Origin of the sequence: Chloracidobacterium sp., from assembly GCA_016716305.1 — a bacterium.
Taxonomy (GTDB): domain Bacteria; phylum Acidobacteriota; class Blastocatellia; order Pyrinomonadales; family Pyrinomonadaceae; genus OLB17.
In genome coordinates this window covers 758674-771094 of sequence record JADJWP010000002.1, presented here as the reverse complement: position 1 = coordinate 771094, position 12421 = coordinate 758674, and the positions used below count along the sequence as shown (strand labels likewise).

The following is a 12421-nucleotide window of genomic DNA, read 5'->3' as shown; positions in this document are numbered from 1 at the left end:
AAACGAAAAAAAAAAGCACCGCAAATAGGCGGTGCTTTGAAATCAGTGCGAGACCGATTATTTGTTTGCCGGAGCATTCACAGCTTTTGCTGCCGTGTTAGCGGCGGTATTTGCTGCGGTCTTAGCAGCGTTCGCTGCGGTGTTAGCTGCATTTGCAGCAGTGTTCGCAGCGTTCGCAACAGTGTTAGCCGCGGTCTGCATCGTGTTTGCCGCGGTGTTAGCAGCATTAGCTGCTGTGTTAGCAGCATTGGCAGCCGTGTTTGCTGCGTTTGTTTTGTTTGCTGCGGTGTTGTTCGCCGTCGGCGTTTCACCGCAAGCCATTCCCAATGCACCTAATGCGAGAACGGATGAAAGTGCTATAACTTTTTTCATAACTTAAAGTAACTCCTGTCTTCTTCAAAGAATAGATCTGTATCTAACTAAATATTGAACTGCCTTGGCAGTTTTGCTCCGTCCTTGTGAACATTGGAGCAAACGTCAATATAGATAGCCAAACTTGGTTAGTCAACCCAAAAATTCAGAAAAATCAACGATTTTGAAAGTTTTTTTTCGATGGTTTTCGCCCGAGATCGGAGAATGCCACAGAACTACCGTAAACACTGAGGAATAATTAAAATTATTGACTTACAACAGCTCAAAAAGTTATCTTCAGTTTGGGCATCTTTTTGCCCGTTCCTCACCGCTTTCTGGCCAATCTGCACAAAGCCGCATATGCACTTCGAAGAAGGTCGCAGCCCAAGCCGCGGACAAAACCGTCAACCTGACCCGGTCCACAAGGTCCTTTTCGTGTTTGGGCTGATCGCTCCAATGATCACTTTTGTCGTGGCCGTTTCAGGGCTGACGGTCTACCAAAAAACCGTTGGGTTGATCGCGATGATCGTGAGCTACCTGATGATCTGCGCATACTTATTTCAACGCGCCCGCGGAAACGATCGCCTACAAACCACGGACGACCACGATTTTGCTGATGTACCGAAGGCGAAAGAGGGTGACGACCCGATGCTGGCTTTAGAAGATGCAAGCCAGTTTTTCGGATCATCTCTACGGCCGGCAGATATGTTCAGGCTGGTTTCCAGCCGCGTGAACGACATCTATCCGTTTGCTGCGTCCGCGTTGTTTGTTCCCGACACCGAATCACTCGTTTTGCATGTCTCGCATGCCTATGGACAAAGTCCCGAGACTATCGAGAAGTTTACCGGCGAAAAGAACGCCGGTCTCGCCGGAATGGCGTTTCTTTCCGGGGAGGTCGAGATAGATCCGCAACTGGAGATCGAAACCGCGCTTCGTGATACAGCCGACCTTGTCGGTTTTCGTTCGGCAGTCGCGATCCCGCTGACCCACGAAGGATCAGTGTTTGGTGTTTTTCAGATGTACCTTGCGGATCAGCCAAGTAATAATGACGAAGAACGGGCGCTGCTCGAAACGATAGGCGACCGAATTTCTCCGCTATTCCTGAGCTCGCGCGCCTTCGAACGCACCGTCTCAAATGCGCTCACCGACCCCTTGACCGAATTGCCGAATGAGCGGGCGCTGTATATGGTGCTGGAAAATCAACTGGCGGAATCGCAGCGATTTCGGGACGAACGGCCGCTTTCGGTGTTGTCGGTTGATATCAAAGGCTTCGACGAGACCAACCAACAATACGGACATTCGACCGGAGATCGGTTGCTACGATTCGCAGGGGCTACCATTCGATCCAGCTTGCGAAAGATGGATTTTCTTGCGCGGTCGGTGAATGATGAGTTCGCGGTGGTGCTTCCCACCGCTACCGAAAAAACAGCTGCAGAAGTGATCGAACGGATCAAAGCTGAATTTGCAGACACCTCATTTCAGCTTTCTGATCACGAAGAGGTCAAACTCTGGCTCAATTTCGGTTGGGCGACATTCTGGAAAGACGGTGAATCGGCTGAGCAGCTATTACAGAGTGCTCGTTTACGAAAGCAACAATCGAAATCCGAAGATCCGAACAATGTACTTTGGTTCAAGAAAGAGTATGTGAATTGATGGAAAGTTCAACAGGTAGTTAATTTTACCGAGGTCAGGCAAAGCCTGACTTTTTTGCTTTTGTGGTAAATTCGAACGATATGACGAAGATCAGTTTCTATGGCGGTGTCGGAACGGTTACTGGATCGAAATACCTCCTCGAGCATAATGGCAGACGCGTGCTTGTTGATTGCGGTCTGTTTCAGGGACTCAAGGAACTGCGCGAACGCAACTGGCAAGATCCACCGTTCGACCCAAGGGGAATCGACGCGATCATCATCACACATGCACACATCGACCACACCGGCTATTTACCCCGAGTTGTGAAGCTCGGCTATGAGGGGCCGGTCTTCACGTCGAACGGCAGTTCCGATCTGCTGAAGATACTACTTCCCGATTCGGGACGTCTTCAGGAAGAAGAAGCGGATTATCGAAACCGGCACGCTCTAACTTCGCATTCGCCTGCATTGCCGCTCTACGACGAGAACGATGCGAAGTCTGCGATCAAGCTCATCAAGGCTGTACCGAATGATGGGCGGCCGGTTGAGGTCTGCGAAGGCATTACCGCGAGCTTCCTCGTTGCAGGCCACATAATTGGTGCGAGCCTTGTATTGATCGAAATGGCATCGACGGAAGGGCCGATCCGCTTTTTATTTTCAGGCGATCTCGGGCATTATGATCAGCCGATAGTGAAAGATCCTGCACATCCGCCGGAATGCGATTACCTTATGGTCGAATCGACCTACGGCAACCGACTGCACGGTGATGTTTCGTCCGATGTTCAGATGGCACGGATCATAAACGAGGCTGCCGATCGAGACGGCCCGATATTGATACCAGCGTTTGCCGTCGGCCGTACTCAGGAGGTCTTGTACCTGATTCGCGAACTCGAGGATGCCGGACGAATTCCCGTGCTGCCGGTGATCGTTGATTCACCGATGGCCGCGCAAGCCACGCAAGTTTATAACCGGTGGACCGAAGAGCATGACGAGGAATACGCTTCGATATTGATGCAGAAGCGTCACCCGTTAAGAACGGCATCGATGCAAACTACATCGACGCGAGATGAATCCAAGCGCTTGAACACATTGAAAGGAAGCAGGATCATTGTTTCTGCGTCGGGTATGATGACGGGCGGGCGAGTATTGCATCACGCGATGCGGATGCTCCCGGATGAGAATGCGACCGTGATCTTCGTCGGGTATCAGGCCGCGGGTACGACCGGGCGCCGAATACTGGATGGCGAACGAGAGGTAAAGATAATGAAGAATTGGGTGCCGGTGCGGTGCCGTATTGAGAAGGTCGAGGGATTTTCCGCCCATGCCGATTGGAAGGCGGTCATCAGATGGCTTGAAGGTATGCCCGGCTCGCCGAGAATGGTCTTTACTACCCATGGCGAGCCGGATGCGGCCGAAGCGATGGCCGGACACATTCGCGATCGATTTGGCTGGAGCGTCGTTGTGCCGGAATATGGCCAATCGATCGAATTGTGAACGATGAAGTATTCTGAATCATTGCCGTCCCCCCGGTTCGCTGCTGTCGTCAAGTGCTATTGGTCGATCGAATCAGATGATATCGCGCACGTACCGCAGCCCGTTCTACCGGACGGATGTACTGAGATCGTATTCAACCTGGCCGACCGATTCGAACGCCTACATTTTGACGGCGGTGTCGAGATCCAACCGCGCGTCCTAGTTGCAGGCCAGATGCGAAAAGGCATAAGTATCCAACCGACTGGAAAGGTTCATCTATTCGGTGTCCGGTTTCTCCCGGCCGGTGCGTTCGGATTTCTCGGCTCACCCATGAGCGAACTCACGGATCGCATCGAGAACGCTATTAACATCTTTGGCCGCAGTATCGATTCAATGCTGGATCGATTGGCGGAGGCAACGTCTTTTCAAGTCAAAATTAATGCGTTCGAAGACCTGCTTGACTGTTATGGCGATCGGGTCTTTAGTCGTAGTCCGGAGTTGGGGTATGCTCTCGATGTGATCAGCGAGGATGACCCGCCAATCGCCCAAGTTGCCAATCGACTTGGCTGGAGTGAGCGTCGGCTCGAACGGACGTTCAAGGAGCGCGTCGGGTTGTCGCCAAAGACGTTCAGCCGCATCAATAGATTTCAGCGATTGCTCAGACTGCTGGAATCGGATACCTCGGTCGACCTGGCGGCTGCAGCGATCGATTGCGGATACTACGATCAGCCGCATATGAACCGCGATTTTGCGTCGTTTGCACACACCAGCCCAAAGGCATTTCTTGATGCATCTCACCGTATCTCGGAGCTTTTTGTTGTAGGAGAATGAGCTTGTCGGATTTTTACAATACCGAGCAAGGATTCCGGATTAGACTAGATTCGATACTTATTGAAATCTGCAACGAACTGGAGACTCGGAAAATGAAGATCGATCTGCCTTTGAAAGGCTTTTTGACGGTAGTGATCACGGCTTTGCTTACGGCGACTGCGCTTTCACAAGACGCCAAACCGAAGATCGATGACCTGCAATGGATGGCCGGCTGTTGGGAACTGAGTGTCCCTCAACGAAATATGACGATAGCCGAACATTGGATGAAACCCGCCGGAGGTACCTTGATCGGCATGGGCCGCACCGTTGTCGGCGGCAAAACCGTCTCTTGGGAGGCCTTGCGTGTTGTCGCAGGTGATGCCGGCATCGATTACATCGCAAAACCATCGTCGAGCAAGGAAGAGACGGCGTTCCGTTTGGTGAAATGGTCCGCAACAGAAGCGATTTTCGAGAATCCGGAACATGACTTTCCACAACGCATCATTTATCGGAAGGGTTCGTCGGAAGAACTATTTGCCAGGATCGAGGGAAATCGTAATGGCAAAGTAAGCGGAATGGACATCCCGATGAAGCGAGCGGCCTGCGGGTAACCGGTCTTTCCGGTTTCGACACCAACGTTTGATCGAGTAAGCTCAGCTTGAAATCTATTTGGCCGGTTTCGGCAGCGAAAGGACGAAGCCCTTACGCTTGATGGACGAAACACACGTCGTGTCCAGGTTCTTGACCGAGCCGGCTTCGATAAAGCTTGTTGAGAGATCTGAAAGGCATCCGATTCCGTCAAGCCCGCCAAATCCGTGACCGGCACTTGGTACAGTTATGTGGAGTCCGTTGGGCAGGTATTTTGCCGCAGTTTCACCGTAGACCGGAGGCGTGACCGGATCCCACTGCCCGGTGAATATCAGCGCTGGCACGTTTGAGCGTGTCGGTTCTGCGTAATCGGCGGTAAGCTCACCTCGCGGCCAAAACGAACATGCCTCTTTTTGCTGCCGAAGGCGATAATCGCCCAAAAACGTTGCGTCGTCAGCTTGCACCCTGGTGACATTGTCTGCCCAAGGCAGATCCTCGGCGCAAGTAACTGAAAGGTACAGTCCGTTCGATCCGGATGAGACAATTGCACGTCGGTAAAGCAATGCCGCTTCCGCGAGCGGAACGAAATTGCCGTTTGCAGCGAGATTCAGGACCAGAGGCACACGACTGGCCGATCCACCCTGATAAAGCATGTAGCGAACTGCTTCTCCCGCCAGGTCGCGCGAAAGTCGTACCCTGGCCAGCCGTTCGTTGTACTTGACCTCAACCTCGATCGGGCCTTTTTTCAATCTGTCGAGCACCGTTTGCGCATCGGATCTGGCGTTGGGAAACACCGCTCTACAATCAGTTTCCGCAAGACACTCGGCGATCACGCCCTCAAGTGCCCGCTGGGTGTGCTCCGGAAAATCGCGTGGCATAAATTGGTTCGATGGCGCGACCCCTTGCAGGATGATACTCCGGACGTTCTTTCCGTGTCGTTTTACGTAATTCAGTGTCGCCCGGGTTCCATACGAGCCGCCCGAGATGTTTATTTTCTTGTAACCAAGGGCCGCTCGTACGTCGTCGAGGTCGTCCATTGCTATCGATGTAACATACAGACGAAGATCGGCTTTAGGTTGCAGCTGCCGAAGGCACTCCCGTACCTGCTCAGGCGGGTTCCAATGACCAAGAAAACTCTGTGCATCGTCCGGATCGTAAAATGTACAGTTAAGCGGATTCGATCCGCCGGTTCCGCGTTGATCGACAAAAACGAGGTCGCGACGTTCGCGTACGCGTGCAAAATCCTGTGCCACGAACGGTGCATCCTCAGTCGCGGAAGAACCAGGGCCGCCAGGAATGTAAAATAACGGATCCGGTTCCTTGTTTTTGCTCGTCGCTGGGAATACAACGATCTTCAGTTTTATTTTTCGGCCCGACCTCTTCGCACGGTCTTCAAAGACCTCAAGTGAACCGCATTTTGCTTTTTCCTTCACATTCGGTGAGGTTCCTGGGACCTCGCAAGGTTCAAGTTTGATGGCGGGGCCATTTTGACCATGTGCGATCGAGACGACGATCAACAGGAGTACAAAGCTAAGATCGAGTTTCATTTTGATATTCCGATCGCAAAACCCGCCTATTCGTAACGCAGACACTCTATCGGATCTAGTTTCGCCGCTTTTCGGGCGGGGAGGACTCCAAACCCCAAGCCGATCAGCACCGAAACAGTAAGCGACGCGATTATCATCCACCATTCGACTTGTGCCGGAATAGAAGGCAGCAGCAGCAATATCAGATTGCTGATCGCCAGCGAAAGCGCGACCCCTATCACGCCTCCAAGAAATGTAAGGGCCATCGCTTCTGCCAGAAACTGCAGGACGATCGCCGACCTTGTGGCTCCGATAGCTTTGCGTATACCGATCTCCTTGGTTCTCTCGGTGACAGAAACCAACATGATGTTCATTACGCCGATCCCGCCTACCAAGAGTCCAAGGCTCGAAATCGCGATCGCAGCTATCCCGATGCCGGCTATCATGCCGTCAAACTGTTTCATGAAATCATCGGCGGTCTTGATATCGAAATTATTCGGATCGCCATATTTCACCTCGCGCCGTTGCCTCAAGATTCCCTCGATCTCAAGAACTGCGTCATTCAGCTGTCCATTTTTTGCCTGTGCAATATGCAGAACTGCGTCGCGCGTCGGCGCAACCTTGCGAGCCGTACGGAACGGCATAAAGATCTTGCGATCCTCTTCGTTCTCGCCAAAAAAGCCCGATTTACGTTTCTCGATCACACCGACGATCTCCCATGTCGAACCGTTCATACGAATGACCTTTCCGATCGCCTCGTCAGACTTACCGTCAAACAGGGCCTCTACTGCGCTGACGCCTATGACAAGAACATTACGCCGCTCGTAATTGTCCATGTCGGTTAGCCACCGCCCTTCGCGAATCGTCATATTCGTGACCGAAGCATAATTCGGCGTCACGCCATCGGTCAGTGCCCACCGATAATTCTTGTCCTTATAGATCATATTATCGTCGAAACCGGTTCCCCACGAGCCGATATTGACTGCAACGGTCGAGATATCTTCGATCGCCGACGACTGCGCGAGAATGGCATTTGCGTCGTCCATTGTCAGGGGTTTTCGGTTCCTTTCGTCGCGATTGCTCGGGCCGAATCCGGTCGACAGATGGAACAAATAGACATTGTTCGTACCATATTCTTCGAACATCGCGACGATGCTTTGGCGCATTCCGGTCAGTATCGACGCGACCACGACTGCCGTCAGAATGCCGACGACGATACCGAGTATGGTCAAAAACGAACGGAACTTATGCGAGATGACGCTGTCGTACGCCATTTTCAGAACTTCGATCGGTAATGATGCTGAAACTCTCATGGATTTAAGTATTGATCACGAGCATCTGACCTCGCTTTCGCGGTCCGGTCTCGTTTCACTCTCAGTTTTGTGTCAACGCTACGATCGGGTCCAGCCTTGAGGCTTTCCACGCCGGGTATATCCCCGCAACCACACCAATGATGCTCGAAACGCCAACGGCAAGAATGACGTAACCGAAAGTTATCGTCATCGTCATTGCCAGCAAATAGCCGACAAGCTGTGTCGCACCGATAGCAAGGACAAGCCCCAAAATACCGCCAACGACGCACAACAGTGCCGATTCGATCAGAAACTGAAGCATTATCTGCTGACGCGTAGCACCGATCGCCTTACGGAGACCGACCTCGAATGTCCGTTCAGTCACCGATACGAGCATAATGTTCATGACGACTATGCCTCCAACGACAAGTATTATCAGCGTTATCGGGATAACGACGGCTGCGATTGCGCCGGTGACCTGATCCATCGTGGAATTGAACTCGTCAACGTTCACAACTGAAAATGTGGATTCTTCGCTTCCAACGAGCTGACGCTTGTTTCGCAAGAGCAACTCGGCTTCCTCGATCGCGGGCTTAAAAGGTTCCTTTTCTATCGTTTTGCCGTGCACTTGAATTCCGCCCGTGCGATTGAAGATCTGATTGTGAAGGGTGATCGGGATATATATATGTCGGTCCTGTGATTGGCCGAAGAACGATCCGCGCTTTTGTTCAACGCCTATGATCTGCAACGTCACGCCACGGATCTTTATCGTCTTTCCGACTGGCGAAGTGAACTCAAAGAACTTCTCGACAACGTCATGTCCAATGACCGCAACTTTAGCAGATCGTTGAACCTCTTCATTCGAAAAGAATCTGCCGGCGACGAGTGTCTTATCCTCGATCTCATACATCGTATCCGTCGAACCGATTATCCGGGTCGACGGCATCTCAGCAGTGCCTTCCTTCAGGTCGGCGCCCGCATTCATTTGTGCGCCGACGTACGAACAAAGCCTGCAATTGTCACGGATATATTCGTATTCTTCCCAGGTGACATCCTTGTTTCGTCGGTTGCGGCGCTCGTACTCTTCATCGGACATATGTCCGGTCGACGCCATTCGCGTGATCATGAAATGGTTCGATCCGAGCACCTTAGAGACCTGATCGACGACGTAGGTCTTCAAGCCGCTTATCGATGCGCCGACGACAACAACAGCGGCAACACCAATGATTATCCCTAAAAGCGTCAAGAGCGCCCTTAGTTTGTGCTCGAGGATCGACTTGAGGGCAATCCCGAAAGCGTCATAATAAAATGAGTACAGCTGCCGCATATGATCTCCTGCCTGGTCTTAATGCGAACGAAGTTGACTTCCAATTGAGAGCAATTTCGAAAGACAAACATAAAACGGTTTTTCCGATCAGAATGTTCACAAAAAAAAGGCCGCCCTTTAGGCAGCCTTTCGACCCTTGGGAAAGTAGATTTCGACCTAAAGGTCCGGATGGATCTCGAGGTCGCTGATGTTGTCATTGACGGTAATCGTCCGCGGCGAGAAAACAAAACGCTTTGACCGTACCGAAACGACCACCGTTTGTCCGGACTCAAGCCCGTCGAAGCTGAAGTAGCCTAGATTTCCGGTATAGATCGTATGTTCGGTGCCGTCCTCTTCGACCAAAGTAACAGCGGCGTTCCGAAGTCCCATTCCGTTATCGCTGACGATCCGTCCGCCAACAGATACATTCGCAGAACTCGTTATGAAGGGCGTCGGTGCTGGACTCGAAGCAAACGTTCCACTGGCGGCAGCCGAGAAGCTCTGAAGGAAACTTCCGGCCCCGATCAGGATCGACGGCGAAACTGAAGAGAAGCTGAATGCGAGATTCCTTTGAGTGGTCAGGCCGAAAAGAAGGAAGTCCGAGGAAAACGTCACGACATGGTCGGGCGTTGTCGCAGACAAGGTAGCTGCGTTGCCGCCGCTCGTGCCGACGATCCCGGGCGTTTGACCGGAAGGGGCAATGACCGCGGTCAACAGATTTGTCCGCGAATTCGCCCCAACCGGTGCAGGCGTATCGCGAATGATCTGGATCGTCATTATCTGATCCAAAGGTTGATCGACGTTGCCCGCGTTAAGTGTCGCAGGCTGGGTCGTGGTCGTCGATACGTACACGCGAGCTGACTGAATGCCTTGAAGCGATGGGTCGAGTCCGGCAATATTTTGGTATAGAAAGAAGATCCGCGATCCTCCGCTGATGGTATTAAAATCAGCGCTTGTGACATTGTTGGTGAACACGAAGTCCTGTCCGCCGAGTTGCTCGAAAAACTGAGCAAATGTCGTCGTTTGACCGTTGGCGTTCGATATCATCGCAACGGAGAGGGTAAAGGACAGCACAATAAAACGAAGCAGGCGCGTTGTGCGCAAGCCGGGTATCGATATGTTCATTTTTCTATTCCTCGATTCCAAAGGGTCTGAACTGCAATTGGGTGGCCTTATGGGGATGTTAACCTGTGGAGTGACTGGACTCCCTACAGGTAAGACTAGCAGAATCAACGACGTTTGTCTACGTTAAACAATTATAATTTCGCGCCGAAACCTAAAGTGGGAATTTGTATTGGGTCGTTTGCGTTAAACAAGAGAACGTGTGATAGTTCGACCATTCTGAATGCTTATCGTCCCACGAGCCGAACCGGTCACGGAAGTGCCTGTTCGCCGTTATTTGGTCAGAATCTGACCAAGGAGAAAAAATTATGAATGGAAGACTTTGTCTATTCGTCACGGCTTTTGCGTTGGCAAGCTTAACCGGTTGCGGAGGAACTCCTGCTAACAACAACATGGCACCGTCGAACGCGGCCAATGCGAATACGGGAAATGCGAGTACCGCTGCCAAAATGTCAGCACCTACGAAAGAAGCGCTGATCGCGATCGAAAATAAAGCCTGGAAAGATTGGGCCGAAAGAAATGAGAAGGGTCTCGAGGGCTACATGGGATCGAAATTCATTAACGTAGGTTACAACGGTGCTTCTGACCGTGCGGCGGCGATGAAGAGTTGGACGAGCCATAAATGCGAGATGAAGGATATGGTTTTCAGCGAAGAGGCAGTGACGGAACTCGCGGATGGCATTGCCATGCTGACCTTTAAGGCGACCGGTATGATCACTTGCGACAAAGTGGTCGGCCACAGTCCGCTAAATGTTTCGGTACTGTATGCCAAAGAAGGCGACACCTGGAAGGCGATGTACTATCAGGAAACTCCCGCAGCCGATTCAAAGGGTGATTACGGTCCGGCGACGACACCCGTCGACAAAGCCGCAGAGCTTGCAAGTCTGACGGCGGCACCCGAGGATATCGCGGCCACCGAGAAAAAGCTTTGGGAAACTTGGAAAAACCGCGACGAAAAGGCGTTCAGAGAGATGGTCACCGATAATATAGTCGGCAACGGAAGAAGCGGACGGGTCGCCGGAGCAGAAGCGTATATCAAATCGTCGTTCGATCCGACGTGTAAGGTCGAATCATTCACCGTCGGTCCAATGAAGGCGATGGAGATCTCGAAAGATCTGACCATGATAATCTATCGGGCTTCGCAAAAAGGAGCGTGCGGAACCGACAAGCTGCCGGAAAACGTTATGTCAGTTTCGATTTACAAACGTGAGAACGGCAAGCCGAAGGCAACCTATTACATGGAGAATCCGGTCAGGAATTGATCCTTCGGAGATAGTGAACAACACTAATGGGCATCGTCGATTAAATTCGATGATGCCCTTTTTCATTTTCCTGCTCGCTCGGTTTCGAGTCTTGGTTTGCTCAGCAAAACACCGCTCGTGCTATACTCTATTTTCGTTTTTACTCATGATAGCCGGATAGGAGAATCGCAAATTGGCAGTTTTAGTCGATAAGAGCACACGTCTGATCGTCCAGGGGATCACAGGAAAGGAAGGCACGTTCCATATGTTGCAAATGCGTGAATATGGGACAAACGTGGTCGGAGGTGTGACGCCCGGTAAAGGCGGTACCGCACACGAGGGCGTGCCGGTTTTCAATACGGTTGCTGATGCCGTAAGAGAAACCGGGGCGAACGCATCGGTCATTTACGTGCCACCTGCATTCGCCGCCGACGCCATCATGGAGGCTGCCGACTCGGGCCTGCCGCTCGTCGTCTGCATCACCGAGGGCATCCCGGTCGCAGACATGGTCAAGGCAAACGAGTATCTGTCGACACGGTCAACACGTATGATCGGCCCGAATTGCCCAGGCATCATTTCACCAGGCAAGTGCAAGATCGGCATCATGCCCGGCCATATTCACAAGGAAGGCCGCATCGGCGTTGTCTCGCGTTCGGGTACACTGACGTATGAGGCTGTAGGACAATTGACGGCTCTGGGACTAGGCCAATCGACCGCGATCGGTATCGGCGGGGACCCCATCATCGGCACAACGCATACTGATGCACTGAGATTGTTTCAAGATGACGATGAGACCGACGCTATAGTGATGATCGGCGAGATCGGCGGAACCGCCGAAGAAGAAGCCGCCGCTTACGCGAAAGATAACGTAACGAAACCGATCGTCGCGTTCATCGCAGGACAGACCGCACCTCCAGGACGCCGCATGGGCCACGCCGGAGCAATCATCTCCGGCGGCAAGGGCACCGCCGCCGAAAAAATGAAGGCGTTGACCGATGCGGGACTTCGTGTGGTTCAGTCGCCTGCGGACATCGGCCAGGCGATCGCGGACGTTTTGGGCTCGAAAGCGGCCGCCTGACGA

At 52.3% G+C, this 12421-nt stretch carries 11 protein-coding genes; 6 read left to right on the top strand and 5 right to left on the bottom strand.

Going from position 1 to position 12421, the window contains the following annotated elements; translation table 11 throughout:
• Positions 1 to 57: 57 nt before the first annotated feature.
• Positions 58 to 372, bottom strand: coding sequence for a hypothetical protein (locus tag IPM28_05365; GenBank protein MBK9172417.1), 315 nt, complete (start codon positions 370 to 372; stop codon positions 58 to 60).
• Positions 373 to 711: 339 nt separating this feature from the next.
• Here IPM28_05365 and IPM28_05360 point away from each other — a divergent pair, with 339 nt between their 5' ends.
• The 4 genes from IPM28_05360 to IPM28_05345 all read left to right on the top strand — a co-directional run bounded on the left by IPM28_05360 (position 712) and on the right by IPM28_05345 (position 4876).
• Positions 712 to 2004 (top strand): GGDEF domain-containing protein, encoded by a 1293-nt coding sequence (locus IPM28_05360; protein ID MBK9172416.1) that lies wholly within the window; start codon positions 712 to 714, stop codon positions 2002 to 2004.
• A gap of 80 nt (positions 2005 to 2084) precedes the next feature.
• On the top strand, positions 2085 to 3476 hold the full coding sequence (locus IPM28_05355) for an MBL fold metallo-hydrolase (GenBank protein MBK9172415.1): 1392 nt from the start codon (positions 2085 to 2087) through the stop codon (positions 3474 to 3476).
• Positions 3477 to 3479: 3 nt separating this feature from the next.
• A complete protein-coding gene (locus IPM28_05350; protein ID MBK9172414.1) occupies positions 3480 to 4286 on the top strand; it encodes an AraC family transcriptional regulator in 807 nt (268 codons plus the stop codon).
• Positions 4287 to 4378: 92 nt separating this feature from the next.
• Positions 4379 to 4876, top strand: coding sequence for a hypothetical protein (locus IPM28_05345; protein ID MBK9172413.1), 498 nt, complete (start codon positions 4379 to 4381; stop codon positions 4874 to 4876).
• Positions 4877 to 4930: 54 nt separating this feature from the next.
• Here the strand turns inward: IPM28_05345 and IPM28_05340 are convergent, their stop codons facing one another.
• The 4 genes from IPM28_05340 to IPM28_05325 form a co-directional block, all read right to left on the bottom strand.
• Complete coding sequence (locus tag IPM28_05340) at positions 4931 to 6400, bottom strand: alpha/beta hydrolase (GenBank protein MBK9172412.1); 1470 nt, start codon at positions 6398 to 6400, stop codon at positions 4931 to 4933.
• Positions 6401 to 6426: 26 nt separating this feature from the next.
• Complete coding sequence (locus IPM28_05335; protein ID MBK9172411.1) at positions 6427 to 7692, bottom strand: ABC transporter permease; 1266 nt, start codon at positions 7690 to 7692, stop codon at positions 6427 to 6429.
• Positions 7693 to 7753: 61 nt separating this feature from the next.
• The gene (locus IPM28_05330; protein ID MBK9172410.1) at positions 7754 to 8998 is read right to left on the bottom strand and encodes an ABC transporter permease; all 1245 of its coding nucleotides are present in this window, start codon (positions 8996 to 8998) and stop codon (positions 7754 to 7756) included.
• Between the two features lie 156 nt (positions 8999 to 9154).
• The gene (locus IPM28_05325) at positions 9155 to 10102 is read right to left on the bottom strand and encodes a carboxypeptidase regulatory-like domain-containing protein (GenBank protein ID MBK9172409.1); all 948 of its coding nucleotides are present in this window, start codon (positions 10100 to 10102) and stop codon (positions 9155 to 9157) included.
• A 305-nt stretch (positions 10103 to 10407) separates the two neighbouring features.
• Here IPM28_05325 and IPM28_05320 point away from each other — a divergent pair, with 305 nt between their 5' ends.
• On the top strand, positions 10408 to 11361 hold the full coding sequence (locus tag IPM28_05320) for a nuclear transport factor 2 family protein (GenBank protein ID MBK9172408.1): 954 nt from the start codon (positions 10408 to 10410) through the stop codon (positions 11359 to 11361).
• A gap of 172 nt (positions 11362 to 11533) precedes the next feature.
• Positions 11534 to 12418, top strand: coding sequence for a succinate--CoA ligase subunit alpha (gene sucD, locus IPM28_05315; protein MBK9172407.1), 885 nt, complete (start codon positions 11534 to 11536; stop codon positions 12416 to 12418).
• The last annotated feature ends 3 nt before the right edge of the window (positions 12419 to 12421 follow it).